This window comes from Kiloniella sp., assembly GCF_965205715.1.
Lineage (GTDB): Bacteria > Pseudomonadota > Alphaproteobacteria > Kiloniellales > Kiloniellaceae > Kiloniella.
This window is the reverse complement of sequence record NZ_CBDBHW010000014.1, coordinates 1102011-1121991: the sequence shown is the minus strand read 5'-3', so window position 1 is coordinate 1121991 and position 19981 is coordinate 1102011. Positions and strand designations below refer to the sequence as shown.

25 protein-coding genes are annotated in these 19981 nt (G+C 47.0%); 12 read left to right on the top strand and 13 right to left on the bottom strand.

The annotated features are described in order from the left end of the window. Positions 1 to 4 precede the first annotated feature (4 nt). The 3 genes from ACOGW3_RS22270 to ACOGW3_RS22260 all read right to left on the bottom strand — a co-directional run bounded on the left by ACOGW3_RS22270 (position 5) and on the right by ACOGW3_RS22260 (position 2225). Positions 5 to 892 (bottom strand): NAD(P)-dependent oxidoreductase, encoded by an 888-nt coding sequence (locus tag ACOGW3_RS22270; protein WP_419904955.1) that lies wholly within the window; start codon positions 890 to 892, stop codon positions 5 to 7. A 93-nt stretch (positions 893 to 985) separates the two neighbouring features. After that, entirely contained in the window at positions 986 to 1624 is a 639-nt protein-coding gene (locus ACOGW3_RS22265; protein WP_419904954.1) for a LysE family translocator, read from the bottom strand. A gap of 136 nt (positions 1625 to 1760) precedes the next feature. After that, positions 1761 to 2225, bottom strand: coding sequence for an Lrp/AsnC family transcriptional regulator (locus ACOGW3_RS22260; RefSeq protein ID WP_419904953.1), 465 nt, complete (start codon positions 2223 to 2225; stop codon positions 1761 to 1763). Between the two features lie 179 nt (positions 2226 to 2404). On the opposite strand from ACOGW3_RS22260, the gene ACOGW3_RS22255 reads away from it, so the two are divergent. Continuing rightward, positions 2405 to 3421 carry a 1-aminocyclopropane-1-carboxylate deaminase gene (locus tag ACOGW3_RS22255; RefSeq protein WP_419904952.1) on the top strand — a complete coding sequence of 339 codons (1017 nt, stop codon included), beginning with the start codon at positions 2405 to 2407 and terminating at the stop codon, positions 3419 to 3421. 55 nt (positions 3422 to 3476) lie between these two features. On the opposite strand, the gene ACOGW3_RS22250 is transcribed toward ACOGW3_RS22255, so the two are convergent. Continuing rightward, on the bottom strand, positions 3477 to 4100 hold the full coding sequence (locus ACOGW3_RS22250) for a helix-turn-helix transcriptional regulator (protein ID WP_419904951.1): 624 nt from the start codon (positions 4098 to 4100) through the stop codon (positions 3477 to 3479). A 25-nt stretch (positions 4101 to 4125) separates the two neighbouring features. Continuing rightward, positions 4126 to 5238 (bottom strand): aminotransferase class I/II-fold pyridoxal phosphate-dependent enzyme, encoded by a 1113-nt coding sequence (locus tag ACOGW3_RS22245; RefSeq protein WP_419904950.1) that lies wholly within the window; start codon positions 5236 to 5238, stop codon positions 4126 to 4128. 198 nt (positions 5239 to 5436) lie between these two features. On the opposite strand from ACOGW3_RS22245, the gene ACOGW3_RS22240 reads away from it, so the two are divergent. From ACOGW3_RS22240 to ACOGW3_RS22210, 7 genes are all read left to right on the top strand, one after another. Then, entirely contained in the window at positions 5437 to 6201 is a 765-nt protein-coding gene (locus ACOGW3_RS22240) for a hypothetical protein (protein ID WP_419904949.1), read from the top strand. Positions 6202 to 6375: 174 nt separating this feature from the next. Next, positions 6376 to 7128, top strand: a complete 753-nt coding sequence (locus ACOGW3_RS22235) for a tetratricopeptide repeat protein (RefSeq protein ID WP_419904948.1) — start codon at positions 6376 to 6378, stop codon at positions 7126 to 7128. Positions 7129 to 7236: 108 nt separating this feature from the next. Continuing rightward, positions 7237 to 8094, top strand: a complete 858-nt coding sequence (locus ACOGW3_RS22230; RefSeq protein WP_419904947.1) for an SEL1-like repeat protein — start codon at positions 7237 to 7239, stop codon at positions 8092 to 8094. 1 nt (position 8095) lies between these two features. Beyond that, on the top strand, positions 8096 to 8809 hold the full coding sequence (locus tag ACOGW3_RS22225; protein ID WP_419904946.1) for a tetratricopeptide repeat protein: 714 nt from the start codon (positions 8096 to 8098) through the stop codon (positions 8807 to 8809). Between the two features lie 113 nt (positions 8810 to 8922). Then, positions 8923 to 9591 carry a LysE family translocator gene (locus ACOGW3_RS22220; protein ID WP_419904945.1) on the top strand — a complete coding sequence of 223 codons (669 nt, stop codon included), beginning with the start codon at positions 8923 to 8925 and terminating at the stop codon, positions 9589 to 9591. A gap of 69 nt (positions 9592 to 9660) precedes the next feature. Beyond that, a complete protein-coding gene (locus ACOGW3_RS22215; RefSeq protein WP_419905973.1) occupies positions 9661 to 10395 on the top strand; it encodes an alpha/beta fold hydrolase in 735 nt (244 codons plus the stop codon). A gap of 21 nt (positions 10396 to 10416) precedes the next feature. Continuing rightward, on the top strand, positions 10417 to 11241 hold the full coding sequence (locus ACOGW3_RS22210; protein WP_419904944.1) for a carbon-nitrogen hydrolase family protein: 825 nt from the start codon (positions 10417 to 10419) through the stop codon (positions 11239 to 11241). Here the strand turns inward: ACOGW3_RS22210 and ACOGW3_RS22205 are convergent. Both ACOGW3_RS22205 and ACOGW3_RS22200 read right to left on the bottom strand, forming a co-directional pair. After that, positions 11208 to 12101, bottom strand: coding sequence for an NAD-dependent epimerase/dehydratase family protein (locus ACOGW3_RS22205; protein WP_419904943.1), 894 nt, complete (start codon positions 12099 to 12101; stop codon positions 11208 to 11210). The genes ACOGW3_RS22210 and ACOGW3_RS22205 overlap by 34 nt on opposite strands. 112 nt (positions 12102 to 12213) lie before the next feature. Then, the gene (locus tag ACOGW3_RS22200; RefSeq protein WP_419904942.1) at positions 12214 to 13104 is read right to left on the bottom strand and encodes a LysR substrate-binding domain-containing protein; all 891 of its coding nucleotides are present in this window, start codon (positions 13102 to 13104) and stop codon (positions 12214 to 12216) included. Positions 13105 to 13440: 336 nt separating this feature from the next. On the opposite strand from ACOGW3_RS22200, the gene ACOGW3_RS22195 reads away from it, so the two are divergent. Next, positions 13441 to 13791: a hypothetical protein gene (locus ACOGW3_RS22195; RefSeq protein ID WP_419904941.1), complete on the top strand. Its 351-nt coding sequence runs from the start codon at positions 13441 to 13443 to the stop codon at positions 13789 to 13791. Positions 13792 to 13867: 76 nt separating this feature from the next. Here ACOGW3_RS22195 and ACOGW3_RS22190 read toward each other — a convergent pair whose 3' ends face one another. The 3 genes from ACOGW3_RS22190 to ACOGW3_RS22180 form a co-directional block, all read right to left on the bottom strand. Next, positions 13868 to 14155, bottom strand: a complete 288-nt coding sequence (locus ACOGW3_RS22190) for a hypothetical protein (RefSeq protein ID WP_419904940.1) — start codon at positions 14153 to 14155, stop codon at positions 13868 to 13870. Positions 14156 to 14298: 143 nt separating this feature from the next. Beyond that, positions 14299 to 14583, bottom strand: a complete 285-nt coding sequence (locus ACOGW3_RS22185; protein WP_419904939.1) for a hypothetical protein — start codon at positions 14581 to 14583, stop codon at positions 14299 to 14301. Between the two features lie 66 nt (positions 14584 to 14649). Further along, positions 14650 to 15105, bottom strand: coding sequence for a hypothetical protein (locus ACOGW3_RS22180; protein WP_419904938.1), 456 nt, complete (start codon positions 15103 to 15105; stop codon positions 14650 to 14652). Positions 15106 to 15334: 229 nt separating this feature from the next. Here ACOGW3_RS22180 and ACOGW3_RS22175 point away from each other — a divergent pair, with 229 nt between their 5' ends. Then, the gene (locus tag ACOGW3_RS22175) at positions 15335 to 15931 is read left to right on the top strand and encodes a recombinase family protein (protein ID WP_419904937.1); all 597 of its coding nucleotides are present in this window, start codon (positions 15335 to 15337) and stop codon (positions 15929 to 15931) included. A 39-nt stretch (positions 15932 to 15970) separates the two neighbouring features. Here ACOGW3_RS22175 and ACOGW3_RS22170 read toward each other — a convergent pair whose 3' ends face one another. Both ACOGW3_RS22170 and ACOGW3_RS22165 read right to left on the bottom strand, forming a co-directional pair. After that, positions 15971 to 16204, bottom strand: coding sequence for a hypothetical protein (locus tag ACOGW3_RS22170; RefSeq protein WP_419904936.1), 234 nt, complete (start codon positions 16202 to 16204; stop codon positions 15971 to 15973). A 448-nt stretch (positions 16205 to 16652) separates the two neighbouring features. Further along, entirely contained in the window at positions 16653 to 16820 is a 168-nt protein-coding gene (locus tag ACOGW3_RS22165) for a hypothetical protein (protein WP_419904935.1), read from the bottom strand. Here ACOGW3_RS22165 and ACOGW3_RS22160 point away from each other — a divergent pair. Then, complete coding sequence (locus ACOGW3_RS22160) at positions 16807 to 18039, top strand: ISL3 family transposase (RefSeq protein ID WP_419901077.1); 1233 nt, start codon at positions 16807 to 16809, stop codon at positions 18037 to 18039. The genes ACOGW3_RS22165 and ACOGW3_RS22160 overlap by 14 nt on opposite strands. A 315-nt stretch (positions 18040 to 18354) precedes the next feature. On the opposite strand, the gene ACOGW3_RS22155 is transcribed toward ACOGW3_RS22160, so the two are convergent. After that, a complete protein-coding gene (locus ACOGW3_RS22155; RefSeq protein ID WP_419904934.1) occupies positions 18355 to 18738 on the bottom strand; it encodes a hypothetical protein in 384 nt (127 codons plus the stop codon). A gap of 125 nt (positions 18739 to 18863) precedes the next feature. Here ACOGW3_RS22155 and ACOGW3_RS22150 point away from each other — a divergent pair, with 125 nt between their 5' ends. Continuing rightward, the gene (locus ACOGW3_RS22150) at positions 18864 to 19979 is read left to right on the top strand and encodes an adenylate/guanylate cyclase domain-containing protein (protein ID WP_419904933.1); all 1116 of its coding nucleotides are present in this window, start codon (positions 18864 to 18866) and stop codon (positions 19977 to 19979) included. The last annotated feature ends 2 nt before the right edge of the window (positions 19980 to 19981 follow it).

Genomic DNA, 19981 nt, shown 5'->3' with positions numbered 1-19981 from the left:
TAGTTTAGTTTTCGGGTAATCTCTTACGCAGGGCGTCGATGACCTTGGTTTCGGCGGAGGCGGCGTAACCGTCGTCCATTGCCCCTTGGAATGCATTTAGTGTTGCTTTGCCGATGGCGGGGTTTAGGCCGAGTTTTTTTGCGTATTTAAAACCGTAATCAGTGTCTTTTAGGCGCCACTTTGTGGAAAACAGCACGTCCTTTTCGTGCTCACCCTCAACCATCAATGCCGCATTGCGGGCCACTTGTGGGCTGCCACAACCACCAGAGGCCAAGGCCTTGGCAACGAGATCGAGATCAAGGCCCGCGCGTTCTGCTGTAATCAGGCCTTCAGCCGCGGCGGCGATCTGGATCGATCCCATCAGGTTCACGATCAGCTTGTAAGCACTGCCGGAACCAATGGGGCCAAAGTACATCTGGTTGGAGGATAGAGGTTCGAGTAAAGGCATGGCCTTGTCGATGGTGGTTTGCTCGCCACCCAAAAACAGGGTGAGAAGTCCGTTGGCTGCGGCCTCTGGCAATCCAGTCACCGGACAGTCGAGATAGTCCAGGCCGGCTTCTTTTGTCTGCTCGGATAGTTCTATCACCCAGTCGTGGGATAGGGTCGAACATTCGATGGCAAGCGTCCCCGGTTTAAGCTCTTGGGATAGAACACCGTCGGGGCCAGTCCAAAGTGCGCGGGAGGCGATGTCATCTCCAACCATGGCAAAGATCGCGTCGGCATCCGTTGCGGCTTTTGCTGGTGTAGAAGCAAGAGTAGCCCCGCGCTCTACCAAGGGCTGCGCACGTGCAGAGGTCCGGTTATAGACATGGATATCGTGACCCGCGTCGATCAGACGTCCTGCCATGCCCGTGCCCATAAGACCTGTACCTAGAAATGCAATGCGTGCCATGTAACTGTTCCCAAAAGATATTTTTACCCTATCAGGAACGGTAAAATACAACCGTCCGCTTTGAAAGCGGAATGTTGCGTCTTCTATTTTTAATCAGGATTTTGATGTCAGGAGTTTGTAACTGGCAAAGCAGAAGAAAGTCCCCAAGCCTGCTTCTATCCATCGGCGTGCCCGTTGATAGGCCGCAACCATGGGGGAAGTGGAAAAGGCGATCGCATAAGTCAAATGGCCAACCAGCGAAATCAACGTTGTGCCAAAGACAATGACAGATCCAACCCAAAGAGGTGCAGAGGCATCAACGGCTAAAGACATCACGGCAACCCAGGTCAGGGCAGCTTTGGGATTGGTCATCTGGATCAACAAGCCACGGCGATAATAGGCGGCGGGGGCACCTGTCATGCCGAGATCACCCGTTATGAGCTTTTTGTCTGATGCCGCTGAACGAAAAGATTTGAACGCCAGCCAAAGCAAATAAGTCGCGCCAAATATCTTAATGGCAAACATGACCGAAGCGTAAAGCGAGAGCACAGTGGCAAAGCCGATGAAGGATAGCAGGCCCCAACAGAATGTCCCCGTTGCCACTCCGAGCGCAAGCGACTTTCCAGATTTTCGGCCCACAGACATAGAAGTGCCGATAACAGACATAATGTTTGGTCCCGGGCTCATCATACCAAGTGAAAAGGCGCCATAGGCAATGAGAATGCCGGGCAGGTAATAGGCGAGTTGTTCCATTCTGATGTCCCAGAGATATTAGTTGGTGGCTGTAGTGATCGGTATTCAGCTTAACAACTCAGGGGCTTTGATAAAGGGCCAATGCTGAAAAGGGGAAGGAGCCATTAAGGCGTGTTATCAATACCCCATTATTGGGTCAAAACTTCAACGGGGCGTTGTCGGTGACTTCTTTCATGACAAAGAAGGTACGGGTTTGGCGGACGCCGGGCAGGGCGATGAGTTTGTCGCCGTGCAGCTTGTTGAAGTCAGCCATATCCCGGACCCTTATTTTCAGGAAATAGTCGAAATCCCCGGCGACCAGATGGCAATCCAGGACAAAATCCAACTTCTTAATCGCGGTTTCAAACTCGGCGAAACTTTCGGGCGTTGATCTGTCGAGCACGACCCCGACCATGACCAGGGCTGAGCGATCGACCTTGTCCGGGGAGATTTCGGCGCGGACGGATTTGATGATGCCCTGTTCAAAAAGCTTTTGCGTGCGCCTGTGACAGGTGGCGGGGCTGACGTTGACTAACTCTGCCAGCTCTGCGTTGCTTAGGCGTCCGTCGCTTTGCAGGTGTTTTAACATCTTGCGATCAATGCGATCGATTTCATGCTGCATGGAAGATTCTTCCGGATTTATTCATTTAATTTGTTCAAGTAGATCGGGATTTTTCAAAAATGTCATTATTTATGAATTTATGGCCATACATTGGAGAGCACCTTTCAGTAAGATTTCGCTAGGCTTGTGGAGAAAAATAACTTCGATAAAAGCGATAACATACTGAAAGGTATTGCCTTATGAACCTTAATAAATTTGAACGCTATCCCCTGACTTTTGGGTCGACCCCGATAGAATATCTCCCCCGGATGAGCGAGGCACTGGGCGGCAAGGTTGAGATCTATGCCAAACGCGAAGACTGTAATTCCGGGCTTGCGATGGGGGGAAATAAACTGCGTAAACTGGAATATATCGTGCCTGATGCCCTGGCTTCAAAAGCGGATACTCTGGTTTCCATCGGCGGTGTGCAGTCAAACCACACCCGAATGGTCGCGGCGGTTGCGGCAAAGCTTGGCTTGAAGTGTCGTCTGGTCCAGGAAAGCTGGGTCCCCCATGAAGACGCGGTTTATGACAGGGTTGGCAATATTCTTATGACCCGATTGATGGGCGCTGATAGCCGGATTGTTGACGACGGATTTGACATTGGCATTCGTCATTCCTGGGAAGAAGCCATGCAGTCCGTGCGAGACGAAGGCGGTGTCCCCTATGGCATCCCGGCAGGGGCATCGGTGCACAAGTATGGCGGGCTTGGTTATGTGGGCTTTGCCGAGGAAGTGCGCGCTCAGGAAGAAGAGCTTGGTTTTAAATTTGATTATATAATTGTCTGCGTTGTCACTGGATCTACCCAGGCCGGGATGATCGTTGGTTTTGCCGCAGACGGTCGGGCTGAGCGGGTGATTGGTATTGATGGATCGGGCACGCCAGAGCAAACGCGGGCTCAGGTGCGCAAGATTGTCGATAACACAGCTGATTTGGTAGAGCTTGGTCGTGTGGTACGTGATGACGAGATCATGATCAACCCGGATTATGCCTATCCGGCTTACGGGGTGCCAAGTGCTGAGACCAATGAAGCCATTCGCTTTGCCGCCCGGACAGAGGCAATGATTACTGACCCGGTGTACGAGGGTAAATCTATGCAGGGCATGATGGATTTGGTTGAGAAAGACTTCTTCCCACGGGGAGCAAAGATACTCTATGCCCACCTTGGTGGTGCCCCCGCGCTCAATGGCTATAGTTACACCTACCGTAATGGCTGATTTTCGATTTGTTTGATTTGGAGGTGAAAGAGGCTGCAGCACTCATAACGTTAAGTCATTCAGACGAAGTTTGCTGTTTCTTTTGCTTGAGATAGTTATAGATCGTGGCCCGGCTGAGGCCGAGCACGCGAGAGGCATAGGCGGTGGAGTGTTTGCCGCTGAAGGCGCCGCTGTCTTCGAGGGCATAAACCAGAGCCTTGCGTTGGGCCCCGGTCATCTGCTGGATAATCACACCGTGTTCTATCACCCAGGCATTGACAAACTCGTTGATGCGCTCGTGCCAGTCTTCCTTGAACAGGACTTCAGGTTTTTCACCGTTATCCGGCACTGCGATCAAGGCATCAAAGGCCTGTTTTGCAATATGGAAGTGAGAGACATCGGCGTTCAGACACATGATCCCGGTTGCTTTGTCGCTATCATCGCGGATAACAACAGAAATGGATTTGAGCCGTTTGCCATCCCAGTTGACCTTTTCGTAGGGGCCGATGATCCGGTCATTGGGATTGAAATCTATTTCGTGCAACAGGGAGGGCTCGCCCAACTCGCGCTTGGAGAAATTATTGGCAATGTGAACCACTTGTTCGGTTTCGAGGTCATGGATAACGACTTCGATATAGGGGCGGAACAAGGCAGAGATTGCGTTGGCAATCTCTGCGTAATTTCTTAAGCCGGGCTTCATTATGGGTTCCATCAGGCGTTTAGGACTAACCAAAGTTACTTTTGGTGTAATCTGATAGTTCTTTCAACCCGGTACGTAAATGCTCAATCGGTGCGCCGATACCAATGCGAATATAACCATCAAGACCATAGACGTCTCCGGGCAATAACATGATGCTCCGCTTTTCCCGGATCTCGTGGATCAGCTTGGTAGAATTAATCGGCATTGCATAGCGCATAAAGGCCATGCCACCCGCCTTGGGCAGGTGACAGCTGTATTGATTGTTTTCCTTCAGCCAGCCCGATAACAGATCCACGTTAGCGTTTAAAAGGGTTCGACTTCTATCCAGAACCTCGGCACGTTTTTCTGGCTGGATCACGATATTGGCGATGTATTCGCTAATGGCGCTGGTGGTGATAGAGGTATAATCCTTGGCCTGCCACGTGGTGTAGATGACATCGGCGGGTCCAACCAGCCAACCGATGCGCAGGCCGGGCAGGGCAAGGGCTTTTGACAGGCCGGCGGTGACGATGGCTTTGTCATAGAGATCAGCAAAGGTTGCGGTTTCATTGCCATCAAGCTCGGAGCCGCGGTAAACTTCATCTGCGTGCAGATAAAGATCGTGCTCTTTGGAAATATCCACCAACTCTGCCATTGCCGCTTCGTTGAGCAGGCTGCCGGTTGGATTGTTCGGGTGGCAGATGGTAATCATTTTGGTCCGCGGGGTAATGGCCGCGCGCAATTCGTTCATATCCGGGAGCCAGCCGAGCTCTTCACGCAGTTGCACTTCGACAACATTAATTCCCAATGCCTTTGCCCAGCCCCACATTTGCAAATAGTTCGGGACAAAGACAATCAGATCATCGCCGGGATTTAACACCGACATCACCAACAGGAAGTTGGCTTCAGCTGAGCCATTGGTGATGATCACGTTATCCGGGTTGCGATCCTTATAGAGGTTGGCGACGGACTGGCGGAGCTCGGTTCCGCCATTGGTCCAGCCATATCCCAACTCAACATCCAACAGGCTCGCGAGTTGATCCGGGTTCAGGAGTTCACGCAGGGTATAGGGATGGACACCACTGTCTGAGAGGTTGTGCTCAACCGTATTTTCATAAAGCGACTGAATACGCTCGAGGGTGAATTCCTGAAATTCCATTTGGCACCTGTATTCTTAAACGAGGTTTTTAAAAGTTGAAGCCATCATAAATATAAAAATTATAAAATAAAGTCTAAAATAGACTCTTATATAGAAATAGAGGTGGTGCTTGAGGTCTAGGTCGATTTAATGAATTGAAAATTATTTTTGTGATAGCTTGATAAGCTCAAATTTCAGCTTTTGACTGGCTTGATTTCTATGGAACTTCGTCGCTTTCAAAAATTTGCCTTGTCGATTTTGCCCCTAATTTTTCTTGGGCTAATGTTCAGCACTCATTCTGCTCGGGCAACGGAGAAAATAAGGGTGATGGCAGAACTGGCACCGCCATTTCTTAACGCAGATGGCAGTGGTTATAGCATTGCGTTGCTTAGAGAGATCGAACAGGAAGTCGGAATGGAGTTCACGGTGCAGGTTGTTTCCTCTTTTGAGCGCGCCTGGCGCTATGTGGCCAGTGGGGATGCGGATATTGTGCTGCATATCGCTCAGGGTAAGGAGGGCATTGAATTTTATAACAATATGCTAGAAAGCAGTTGGTATTTTCCTGTGCATCCAACGATTTACTTCAAGGATGTTGCAAAGCGCGATCTCTTTCTAAAAGCAACGAAAGAACCAGTTGATGAGTTGCTCAGGATTGGTCTGCCGATGGGAAATGTTCATTACGGGGTGAGCAGTTTAGGTCTTCCTTCGGGGACCTTCCTTCAGGCACCAATGGATAGTCTTGTGCTACAGCTGGATAAAGATCGCATCGATATCATCTGGTGCATGAAACTGACGGTGGATCGGGCTTTGCGAAAACATAACATCCAAGGGGTCAGTTCTATGCGTTATCCTGTCGGGGCAACCATTCATCTCGGTGCAGGTTATCGAGCGACATCTGGGGGGCGGAAGCTCCAGCAAAAACTCGATACAGCAATAAGTAAATTGAATCTAGAAGAGATGTTTCCCAATATCTATCAAAAGTAAGAATGATGATACCTTTGGTTGTGAAAATTCTTGTTTTTGAATGCTTTTCCTTGTTAGGGTGCAACTCATATTAAATATTCAATTTTTTCAAATGGTTATATTCTTACTTCTCGAGGCTTTGTTTCCGACATCACCAAAAATCCCTGAATAACCGGTTTATAAGAGACTATGACAATGGCAAAGTTTGGTTGGGCTAAAACGGCCCTCATTCTCCTAAGTACATCACTTCTTTTGATCGGGTGCAAAAGCCAGACCACGGGCACCGGAACTCAAGCAAAACAACAAGGTCTGCTTGCTGAAGAGGCGATAAAACCTTATGGGCTCTATACAGAACTTTGCAAGGATGGAAGTGCTGTCGGCTGTCGAAAGCTTGCAACGATCTATTTCGAAGGCAAAGTCGTCGAGAAAAATGAGAAAAAAGCCGCCACTCTTTACCAAAAAGCCTGCGCCGGAGGCGATGAAAAGGCCTGTGTGACACTTGGTTACATGTATGAGTATGGCCGTGGGGTGGATCACAATCACAGCAGATCATTCGAGCTTTATAGCCAACTCTGTGAAAGTGGTAGTGGTATCGGTTGTGTTAATCTTGGCAGGTTGTACGAAATTGCCCGTGGTGTTGAGTGGGATCTCACTAAAGCTGTGTCTTTATATGTCGAAGCATGTGAGGGCGGGTATGGACCCGGCTGTGTTGAAGCGGGGAAAAAATATGGTCGGGGTTTCGGTGTTGAAATGGATAAATCTATATCCTTTGAATATTACAAAAAAGGTTGTGACAGCCTTTATCCCTTGAGCTGCAGTGTCGTTAGTTATTTATATAAAACGGGTATTGGCGTTGATAAAGACCCCAACAAGGTGAAGATTTATGACCAAAAGGCTTGTTCCTTGGGATTAGAACTAAAATGCCCTGGTTTTAAACTTTTCAATTGATGAATTTTCCTGAGTAGGAACAATAAAGTGTCGAGATTCATACCGTTTTATCGTGCCCTGATCTTGGTTACACTTATGGGGTTCCCTACATCTGTTCAAGCATTTGGCTTGGATGACGCAGCAAAAGCTTATCAAAATAATCAAGCTTGTGATGAGGGGATTAAGAGAGAATGCACAATCCTTGGCTGGAGATATAAAAAAGGTGAGGGCGTTGAGCAGGATGATGGTAAGGCGGTAGCTCTATTCCAGCAGGCTTGTGAAGGTGGCGACGCTTTGGGATGCACTTATCTTGGTCTCATGTATGCCAAAGGACGAGGGATAGAACAGAGCTACACAAAGGCAGCGGAACTTTATCAAAAATCTTGTCGTGGTGGAGATGCCCGCGGATGTACTAACTTGGGAATATTGCATTATAGGGGGCAAGGGCTTGAGAAAAGTGACAAAAAGGCCTCCCTTTTTCATGAGCAGGCCTGTAAGGGGGGCTACGCAAGAGGTTGTTATAACCTCGCATCCCTTTATCGAATGGGTAAAGGAGTAAGCCAGAATGATGTTAAAGCCGCTAGGCTATACAAGAGCGCTTGCAAGGGCGGCAATAGCAAGGGTTGTACCGCTCTGGGCTGGATGCATAAAGAAGGTCGAGGCGTAGAGCTAGACGATATACTCGCTGCTAGTTTTTATGAAAAAGGGTGTCGTCGTGGAAATGCGAGGGGGTGCACGAACCTTGGTTGGATGTATCAAAGGGGAAGAGGTGTCGCCCTGAGTGATACAAAAGCCGTGGCACTTTACCAGAAATCTTGCCAAGAATTAGATCTTCTTGGTTGTACCAACTTGGGGTGGATGTACAAAGAAGGTAAAGGGGTTAAACAAGACGATAATAAAGCTCTATCGTTTTATCGTTTTGCCTGTGAAAAAGGCGATGTATTGGGCTGTGAAAAAGTAGATGAACATTATAGTGGGGGTTTTTAGTTTGAAAAAGTTTGGAATGCTTGTCGCTACAGTACTTTTGGCTGGGTGTCAGGGCGAAACGATGAGTGCGTCGCGAGCGGGTAATGTTCAGTTTGTTAAAGCGAATTGTGATCCTGTTACGCAATCACAGTGTGACGAGGATTTAAGAGCGTCACTTCGGGCACTAAGGGCAACGATCCATTCAGACGGGGTGATAAAGAAAGAGGACCAAATTCAAGCCGAACAGAATAAACAAGCTTGTGATGCTGGAGATGCCGAAGGGTGCGAAAAGCTTGGCAATAATTATTTTTCAGGAACGGGCGTAAAGCAGGATGACCAGGTAGCTGCAAAGTATTTTACCCAAGCGTGTGAAGCTGGCAAGGCATCAAGTTGTTCAAGTATTGGTAGCTATTACAGGTATGGTGAAGGTGTAGATCAGGATATGCACAAGGCTGTTGCTTATTTTCAAAAATCCTGTGATGCAGAGCATGCGCAAGGGTGTAGTAACCTTGCAAAAATGTATGCTCAGGGAAATGGCGTAGAGAAGAACTTTGTCAAAACTGTGGAAATTTATACACAAGCCTGCAATGGGGGATACAACTTGGCCTGTATGCAAGTTGGTAATATGTATGAAAAAGGAATGGGCGTTGATAGTGACCCTGTTCGCGCTACTGCTTTATTCCAGAAAGCTTGTGATGGAGGCCTGAAAATGGGTTGCCGTCGAGTATTGCAATAGCTGCAACCTTTTCTCAATTCTCCTCATCCCACCCATTAAAAATTCTCATTGGTCAAAGCCCACTAATAAAGCAATTATAAGGTCCATCGTTTTTCTGGTGGGAGCTCCATAACATGATTGATTTGACTGTGTTGCCGTTGTTTTTTACGGCGATTTTCTTTTTGGTAATTTCTCCGGGGCCGGATCTGGTTTTGATCACGGCTTATTCTTCTACCCGTGGATTTCGTTTTGGTTTGATGATTACGCTGGGGATCTTTCTGGCCGGAGTGATCCAGACTTTGCTGGTGGCTTTTGGTCTTGGTCAGTTGATGCAGGCGATGCCCGCTTTTGCTTATGGGGTGAAAATCGTTGGGGCGCTTTATTTGGCCTGGCTTGGTTTCAGGATGCTCAAGTCCTGGTATGGGAATAAGCATCTCTCCACCGTACCGAAAAAGGCGAGTTCATTAAGCGCGCTTGATTTTATATCCAAGGGGCTGTTGAGCAATTTACTCAATCCCAAGGCTCTGATCTTTTTCAGTCTTTTTATTCCCCAATTCACCCGTGGATCAGAAGGTCTGAGCCTTCAGATTTTGATTCTCGGCACGTTGCTTTGTTGCTGTGCTTTCCTTGCCAACTTTGGCTTTTCCCTGCTTTTTAGTAAACTGGGACGTGTCCTCGGCGATAAACTGAAATCTGGTAAGAAAAACTCCCGCCATCTTGCCCGTCATATAGCCCGGCATTCAGAAGGTCTGCTCGGTTTGGTTTTTGTTGGCTTGGCAACACGTCTTGCCACCAGTAAATAGATGAGCAAATAGGCTGGACTCATTTTTGAGTTCCAGTATTGGGCATTTTGTTAGATAGAAAGATAATTGATGAGACCTGTGGTTCTGGTTCATGGCCTTTTAGGCCACTTAAACGATCCTCGTATTATGAGCGCTATCGCTGACCGGAACACCTTTGCGCCCGACCTCCTGGGCTATGGGGCCTACCGGGACTGCCCGACAGACGGCCTTACCCTCATGGAACAGGCCGATCACGTCGCAGGTTTTATCCGTGATATCAATCTGGAGCCCGTGAACCTTGTCGGCCATTCCGTTGGAGGCGCCGTATCCGTCTTGCTTGCGGCGAACTACCCTGATCTTGTTGCCACGCTCACCTTTGTAGAGGGTAACTTTACCCTCAAGGATGCATTTTGGTCGGCGCAGGTTGCCCAGCAGGACATCACATTTGTCGAGACAACACTCGCTGGTTATAAAGCTGATCCCAATGGCTGGATTTCAGGCGCTGGGGTCGAGATCAACGACTGGACCCACACCTTGGCCCGCGACTGGCTGAACAACCAGCCCGCGACAACCATAAAAGCCCAAGCCCACGCCGTGGTTGAAGCAACCGGAAAGCCAGAATATCTCGAGCTTGTCCGAAAGCTGATGGCATCGGACATGCCCTATCACCTGCTTGCGGGCGAGAATTCTCGCCAAGGATGGGATGTGCCCGACTGGGCTGCCAATGCCGCGACCAGCAACCAGGATATCCCTGGCACGGGCCACCTGATGATGGCGGAAAAGCCCGAAGCCTTTGGCGCGGTTATCCGGGGAAACTGTGTGTGATCTCAGGAAAACTTCATTTCTATGAATGATCTGCTCTGTCTTGCGACGGCTCAAAGCTCAATAAGTGCAGATGTCTGTGCAAATGGCTCTCAAATACGAGCATTAATGCGAGAAGCGAGCGAAAAAGGTGCGCGGATTATCCATTTCCCCGAAGCAGCTCTTTCGGGCTATCCAAAAGCACAGATTAAAGACTGGCAAGAGGTTGATTGGACTGCCCTTGAAGAGGAACTAGCATCTATTGAGAGAGAAGCCGCTAGGCTTGGTATATGGGTTGTGCTGGGGTGCAATCATCGCCTTGAAAGCCCGAAACGCCCCCATAATAGCCTTTATGTTATATCTGATCGCGGCGAGATCGTTCATCGTTATGATAAGCGGTATTGTTCGCATACTGAAGTTACAGATTGGTATACCCCAGGGACCGAGCCACTTTATTTTGAAGTAGATGGGTTTCGGTTTGGATGCGTTCTTTGTATTGAAATCAACTTCATGGAAGTTTTTGCACATTACGAAAAGATGCAGGCCGACTGTATTTTGTTTTCAGCCTATTCTGAAGATCCGGTATTTGGAATACAGGCACAAGGTTATGCCGCGACCAACAACTTTTGGATTTCGGTCTCTACTCCCGCACAGTGTTCTCATAGCCTAACAAGTGGCCTTATTGACCCCAGAGGCTATATCGTCGCTCAGTGTGAAAAGAACGTTGAACCACAGATCCTCATACAAACGCTCAACCGTAAGGCCCCTGCATTAGAGATTGCTCTGACCAAGGCGCGGCCATGGCGTAGAGAGGCTCGTAAAGGTGATATCTATGCTCAGGTGTTTGCTGGGGGGGAAGATACTTCCTGAGAGGCGATCTCTCTGATCAGCGTTGATAGCCAGGTATCAATGGCACTGATTTCGATGCCGTATTCTTCCAATCGGGAGGGATCGATGGATCGATTGCTACTGGTGAGGAAATCAGAGATCAGGCCCACTTCCGGGCTATCCTCCAGCTGGGCCTTCTTACCCACAATATTTTCGATCTGGTTAAGCAGGTACCCGGTTGAAATCGGGGTTTTTGGTGCGATGTTCAAGGGGCCGTCGAAATCAACCTCTTTTAAGTTGCACAGGGCTGATGCTATTTCGGAGGAGCTGATCATAGAGAGGCGAGCGCCGAGGGAGGGCACGTATATCGGCTCACCTTTTGCCACTGCCTTGATAATTTGTTCCAGGCGCTTTGTGTAATCGTCGATGCCAAGGACAAAGGGGATTCTGGCCGCAATCACCGAAAGGTTGGCATTTTGGAATAAAAAGCCTTCAGCGTTTCTTTTCCCCTCTGCATAGGAAAAGTCTGATCGAGATCCGGTCTCGTAAGAAAATGTTGAGGGATCAAAGTCGGTTTCGTGTTTATTCAAACCGTTTTCATAAACCGCTTCTGAGGAGGCAATGATAAGCTTACCTGCTTTACCTTCAATGGCCCGAAGGGTCGCCGCAGCATCATTGCTGCAATAGCAGATCTGGTCATAGACGACATCCCAATAAGTGCCGAGCTCGTTTAACGGGCCTTCGAGGTCGTCACGGTCTGCCAGGATATGGGACAGTGCCTTTGAGGTCGGAAGTTTTTGGTTTCCTCGTGAAACAATGGTGACCTCGTGACCTTGCTCCCCGAGCTTGGACACCAATTCTTTACCGAAAAACCTCGTGCCACCAATGACAAGTATCTTCAATGTTACCGACCTCACTTCTGTAGGTCTCAGACGTTAAATCAATAAGTTATCAGCCGCAACTATAACGTTTAAAATGAATGATCCTGAAGCCGTGTATTTGATGTGAATTAAATCAAAAATTCAGAACGCGGGGCAGGAACCAGTTGATGAAGGCGAGAGCGGGGTCGGGCAGTTTGGAAAAATCACGCGCGACCAGCCAGTAAGAGCCCTGATGGAACGGGACATCAAAGGGAATGGTTAGGCGCCCGGAATTGAGATGTTCAGCAATAAATTTTTTGTCACAAAAACCAATGCCGTGGCCATCTAATATCTCCTGACAGATTAAACCAGCGTTGTCGTAGATTGGGCCACGTTCTATTTCATTGTCAGTAATCTCTAGAGCCGCGAACCATTTTTTCCAATCTTCGCGGTCATCTTCATGTAAGAGGGTGTAGCTCAGCATATCGCGTGGCGATTTAATCGGGCTGTTCCCGTTTATAAGGCTGGTCGATATCACCGGTACCATTTCAATGTCGAGGATATGTTTACTCTCACAGGTTGGCCAGGCCTTAGGATCCGTACCAAAGCGGATCGCCAGCTGTGCTTCGGAAATGCGAAAGTCAATCACACGGATATCGGAATCAAGATCAAGGTCGATCGATGGATAACTCTCCCTGAAATCCTTTAGGTGCGGTAGCAACCAGCCAGAGGCAAAGGAGGGTTCGACACTCAGTGTCAGGACAGAAGAGGCATCCGATCTACAGAGCTCGCTCAAGCAGCTGTCTATGGTGTCGAAGGAACGCCGTAACACGGCCAGTAACTGAATGCCTGTCGGGGTGAGCTGGACCCGTCTATGGCTGCGGGCAAACAGCTTTTTCCCGATCTGGCCTTCGAGATCGCGCACCTGTTTACTGATGGCGGCCTGAGAGACAAACAGCTCTTGTGCAGCCAAGGTAAAGTTTTCATGTCGGCCCGCGGCCTCGAAAGATCTCAGCGCGGTTAGAGGGAGGCGATTTCTTTTCATGCATAACCTCAGGTTATTCTAACCTCTTGCATAACTCGTTTGTCAGGCCAACGCAAGGATGCCCTTAATAAGTGAATTAAGGGAATAGGTTTATGGTTACTGTAATAATTGAAATATTGAGGAATACGATCTTACTTTTCACCTTTCGCTACGAGGGAGAAAGGCCGGATCAGGCTCGTTCACGATCAAGAAAGGGGACAAAATCTGGTGAAAAGGAAAATACATCACCGAAATAGGGCTCTTATTTTTTCCGGAAGTGATGTCCATACTTCAGTCATAAGTTCGGGGTATAGTGAACTATCAAGTGATCTGAAATTCAGGTTAGGGGTTTGACAGGTGATGAAATTTGATGGCTTTGATCGTGACCACGAGTTTGAAAGTGCATTGGTTAAGAACAATCCTCACTCTTGCCTGAAGAGCTTTAATCTGGCGGAGGGAACCCTCTCAATGACGATCGCGCCAGTCAATAATCAATCCGATGAACGCCGTGTTACTTTTGAAGATGTCCGCCTGCAGAATTTTGATCTTTTTGATTTTGAACAAAGCCATAACCTGCCGTGGGATATCATGGGACTTAATTGCAAAGGTCACCAGGACGGATTGTCGTTTTTTTGTATCCACTGTCTGGAATGCGAAATGGTTTTCCTGTCCCGTTGGCCAAGGGTTCACAAACCGACAAAGCATTAGTTAACGAAGATCCCGTAACATCACCAATCAAATAAATTTATTGGAGTGATTTACTCATGGGTTCTACTCACGTGTTTTATTCGTGGGTTCTGTGGCCGATGTAATCGAGTAGGGAAGCCAGCCAAACAAGATGGTAGTTGATGGGAACATCATCACAGCTTGATAGTTTGGTCATGACATCATAGTTATCCGAGAGCTTCCCCAGCATGGTCAGTTCGGGCTTCACAGTCGGGTCCACGGCTTCTTCGTGATCAACAACCCAGTGATAATTATGATCCAACGGGATTTCTGTAATCCCAAGTTCTTCGAGATGAGCGAATAGTTTTTCACTCGCGGTTTTAAGCACTTCCACCTTGATTGTCATTTTTATCCTGACCCCAGTTTTGTCTGTGTTCAGTATTATTGCGACACCAAATAATTTCTAATCTTAACTCATATTGATCGAGACACCGATTATTTTTCATTCTTTAAAGGTAGGAGAGATTTTTCTATCCAAACTATTCTGGTTTAGTGTTGGCGATGGCCGATATAATCCAGTAAAGTGGCCAACCAAACCAGATGATAGCCAAACGGATCATCTTCACCCTTTGCCAGTTTGGTCATTGCTTCATAGTTATCTGTAAGTTGGCCCATCATGTTAAGCTTGGGCTCTTTTGTAAGGTCAAGAGCTTCATCGGCATTCATTACCCAGTGATAATCATGCTCCAAAGGAATCTCTGTGACTCCCGTTTCTTCTAGGTAAGCGAATAGTTTCTCGCTCGCGGCTTTGAGAACGTCAACTTTCAATGTCATTTGATTATAATTCCGTGTTGAAAAGGCAATATAAGGTGATGGGCTGACAATGCTTTCGGAATATCTCTATCTCCGGCGTTTTACTGTTGGAGGAGAAAGTGTTTCTTTAATTTTTATCTCTGGCGTATTTTTGTCGATGACTTTTTTTGCCCTGGCGTAGAGATCGCGGAGTTCTTCGTGATTTACGCTGTACTGATATCTAATTTCAATTGAATTTGGCGTATCGATACCTAGAACATTGTGTAATTGCGTAATTACGATGCCATCGACTGTAATATGATTAGGGTCTTCGCCGGATATTTTATTTGAAATTCGGCCAAAGAATGACGTCTCATTTTTGCGTACATACTCGTTAAGTTTCAGTTTGTTTGAAGCATGTATCAATAGGTCTTCTGGGCTATATACCAATCTTGATACGGCTTCACCCACACCCCTTGCAATTCGCAGCATGAAGCTGTCCTGCAGTATTGATTTTTCTTGCTTTTTTTTCAAAGAATACTCGTCGACCTGTATTTTTTCCATTAGTTTCCCGTAAGTTGGTTTTAAGTGGTGCGGTGTATATCTGTTGGGGGCAGATTGAAAATATTTAAAGGTAATAGTCGCATTGTAGAGCAATTATTCCCCATAAGACAAACTTTGAATATCAGTAATATCCTATATTGAAGAGCGTCTTACCCGTTTCATAATTGCGTTTCATAATGTATGCTGGTAACCCTAGGCCATTAGAACTGAACTATTGATACAGTCATCCATGAAAATTGGTTACGCGCGGGTATCGGGGGAAGGGCAGAATTTGGCACAGCAGATTGCTGAGCTGGAAAATGCCGGATGCGAACGGGTGTTTTCTGAAGTGATTGCTTCCAACCGGGTGGTTTGCCCCGCACTTGAAGAGGCCCTCGCATTGGCGGGACCAGAAGATAGTATCGTGGTGTGGCGGTTAGATCGTCTCGGTCGGCGCACGGCAGAGTTGATTGAATTTATCCAGACCCTGGAGGCAAAAAAGGTTAATTTTCAATCCCTGAACGAGGGGATCAACACGGCCACGCCGCTGGGTAAGATGGTCTATACCTTTATTGCGGCGCTGGCGGATAACGAACGGGATTTGGTCATTGAACGCACCCTCAAAGGTATGGAAGCGGTTAAAGAGCGCAACATCAAAGGAGGAAAAGCCGCGGGCCGGCCACGCACGTTAAAGCGAGAGGAAGTCGAAGCTGCCATGGCTCTGCTCAGCACGCCTGACCAAAAGGGTGAAGTCCCTTCGCTTGGGACAGTTGCTCAAGCGCTCAATACCAGCAAGGCAACACTTTCGCGCCGATTGAAGGAGATTGCGCACGAGGGAAAGCCTTAGGCGTTATACCTTGGCCAAAAGGTTACTCAATATATGTTTCTAATGGCTGCCGAGTTCCTGGATCAGGTGCTTGATTTCACCCTCTGAAAATTCGAAATCAGAGCCTTCTTCCATGGCTGTGAGTTGCATCAGTTTGTTGTCGAGGTAGGGACTGAGTTCCTGGCAATGATCGTTATGGATTTTACCGGCGAGTTTTGCGACTTTGGTCGCGCGGTAGCCGTGTTCCATTTCTTTTCCCAAATCATCACACAAATTTTTTGCACTGTAGGCCACAACCCTAACTCCTTGATAGAGTGGTTAAAACTGGCAACGCGAAAAAATACTGAACCAAAACTATATGAGCAGAACCAAAGCTGAAAAGGTCTCTGTCAAAGCGATGCGAACGATGTAACTGTCGGCATAAACAAACAAAATAAAATAGACCGAAAACAAAAAGGGTGCTTTTGTAAAGACAAAGCAGCCCATAAAAAATTGGCTCAGATTACCTGCGAGCCGAAGCCAGTATAGAAAGCAATTATTAACAAACCGCTTACCCATTTAGTATCAATTATGATCGGGGAAATTAACCAGAAAATTGATCAATGATAAGGACCCGAAAGACCTATAATAACATCAAAACGGTCCTAGACCTACAGGAAGAGGTTCCTATAAACCATGATTGTGATTGGGTACTGGTTTTGCTCGAAATGCGGTAATAGGATAAAATAGCTACGGCCAAAATCTACCGATTTCTGCGAATTTTTGTTGTGAAGTGTTCAGATGATATGGCGTGAATTAGCAGGCTCTTCTCCGCTTTGTTGAGTAGAAAAAGATGCCGACCGCCAAGTAACCTGTTGATATGTATGGTTTCTGATAACTTTACATAGAGCAGGTATATGACAATCAACATCTCGCAGCATATTTTAGGCCTCAAAGGGCAACGTGTAAATGAAATTAAACTGGATGACGGCGGTGTTAAGATTGTCATTCACTGCAGCCGAGACGCGCGTAGGAGGGCTATAGACCCTGCTACAGGCCAGAAGGGAAGCATCAACCAGCATGTCCGCCGACAAGTAAACGACATCCCCCTTTTTGGGTATCCTTGTGTGGTCGAGATTGAGCTGGCGCAGGTTTATATTAACAAGGGCGAACGCCGCATTGAGGGGTGTGATTTTGTTGATAAAGGGTGCCGTTTCACTCACCGATTTTGCCGACTGATCAGTGGATTATGTCGGCATATGTCTATTCAAGCGGTTTCCAGACATTTGGATATACGATGGGAAACGGTCAAGAATATCGACAGGGCATACCTTATTGAAACTCTCCCTACGCTTGATCCTGCAGAGCTAACTGGCTTGGAATATATTGGTGTAGATGAAGTTGCCCGGGCGAAAGGTCATGACTACATGACGGTGGTCTACGATATGGTTGGCGGTCATCTGATCTGGGTTGAAGCAGGCCGAACTGCCGAGGTTTTTTCAAGGTTTTTGAAACAACTGCAACCAGATACAGCCTGCAAAATAAAGGCCGTAGCGATGGATATGGGGCCTGCCTACCAAAAGGCTGTCAGAGAGTCCTTGCCGTTGGCCGACATAGTATTTGACCGTTTCCACGTCATGAAAAACTACAGCAAAGCTATCCATAATCAGCGTCGACTTGAGTTCAGAAAGGCCGATCCAAGTGGTAAAGAGTTGATGAAAGGGACGCATTATCTGTTGCTCAAAAATGCGGATAAGTTGAGTGAAAAACAAAGTGACAAGCTGCAAAGGTTGCTGGAGAGCAATAGCAACCTGAATGCACTTTACGTCTTGAAAGAACAGCTTCAGCTGCTGTGGAGTGCCGCTTCATTTGAGGCGATGGCGGAGCAACTGGAACGTTGGTGCCTGATAGCAGATCAGTCACAGATGCTCTATCTAAAAAAGTTCGCGAAATCCCTACGGAAACATTGTGTGGGCATCTGCAACTACGCCAAACACAAGCTCACAAGCGCCAGGATAGAGGCTGGTAATGTCAGTATAGGAATGATCCGTAAGCGAGCCAGAGGCATCAAGGATACCGAATACTTCAAACTCAAAATTAGACAATCATCCATTCCAGATAATCAATCTATGCTCTATTTGAAATCCTAAATCTACTCAACAAAGCGGAGAAGAGCCAATTAGCAAGTGTCTGGGATTTGGTGGATGGCAGGAGCAAAAGGGACTCGAATGCGAAAATAGGAGAAGTTCAAAGACTGATCTAGAACTGTCTAGAAATTTAATTAATGGTCATTTTAAAACCTGACGGGAGTTTTTTCCTTCCGAACCATCCCGTCAAGTAGCGTCATTCTTGGTTAATTTTTCTCCAAATACCATAGATGTATTCGGCTGTGAATAATTCTACTGGTTGTGATTATCCCTTATGGCGCGTTTCAGGCTGGGGGAAGCTGTGCCAAACAAAGCCGTTCATTCTGTCGGCCGCCATCCACAAACCAGAAGCTCTCCAGATAAAAAACCAGTGCCGTGATATTGAAGTTCACCATCTTTGGACCAGGTTAGGGTAAAAAGGTCTCCCTTCTGGGTAATTGAGAGATCCCAAGGTTCTGCAGGTTGGTTGTCTGGCCCGTAATAGGTAATGCTATAGTCCCCAACGAAGCTGGTCTTAGAAGGGATGGTGTTCTCTGTTTTGGGAATAGCAATGCCTTTGCATACGGTCTCAACTAGACTTTGTGCGCTAAATGCCCAGTCGGCTGTTAACTCTCCACTGTCCCCGCTTAAAGAATAGGTTACAACGCCAATGGGTAGATTTGGGGGTAGTGTATTAATGGTATTAGAACTGCTCTTTGTCATTTCACTTTGCTTTATTGCCATTGGTCTTGTGATTTTTATCGCGAGTTATGGTATATAGGTTTCGCTAGTTCGTAACAAAAATTTACGAGAGTTTGCTTGTTGGTCCTCTCTTGATAAGGACAGCGATGATAAATTTAGAAGGAAATTTGAAGGCGGATAAGGTTCTAGAGTATGCAACAGACAGCATATTGATAACCTCTAATGATTTTGACCACCCGGGACCAACGATCATATATGCCAATGCGGCGTTTGAAAACATGACTGGGTGGTCAAGAGACGAAATTATCGGACAATCTCCACGCATTTTACAAGGGCCAAATACAGATCATTCAGTTTTTAAAGACATGGTCGAGGTTTTGAAATCGGGTCAGGTTTGGCAAGGACAAACGGTTAATTACAAAAAAGATAGATCTGAATTTGTCATGGAATGGTCTATTTCGTCTATTCCAGATACACAGGGAAAGCCTGAATATTATATCGCTGTTCAGCGTGATGTTACGCATCGGGTTGAAATGGCAAGAAAGCTAGAAGAAACAAGGCAACTTGCTGCAGAAGCGAATAGAAAGAGGATGAATTTATCCCGCTATTTCTCCCCTTTAACAGCAGAACACTTGGCTGAGCGAGACAATCCTTTAGGGGATATCAGAAAACAAAAAGTTGCAGTATTATTCATCGATATTGAAGGCTCGACAACCTTCGCAGAAAGTATGGAGCCTGAAAAAGTTATTGCTATGTTGCGCTCTTTCTATCAGCGAATGGCGAGGGTTATTTTTAAATACAACGGATCTATTGAACATTTTGGAGGAGATTCCTTACTGGCTGTTTTCGGGGTTCCAGATACCAAGCCCAGCGATGCAACAAATGCACTACAGTGTTCAAAGGAAATGTTGGCCGTACTTTCAAAATGGAATAATAAGAGAATTCACCATGGACGACAGGAAATCATAGCAGATATTACCGCACATTATGGTGATGTTGTGCTGGGTGATATTGGTGTTCAGGAATCAATGAGTTTTACTGTTATTGGGGATACGGTTAATACCACAAGCAGGTTGCAAGAGCTCTGTCGTTCTTTGAATAAGCAGCTTTTGGTGAGTGAAGAAATTCTTACACAGGCGAGTATTGAAAGTAGTGAAGTCGATGATCAAAGCATAGGCAATGGTTTCAACGATTTAAAGTCGGTTGGCTCTCACGCTATTCGCGGGCGTAATAAGAACATTCACCTGTATTCTTGGCCTTGAAA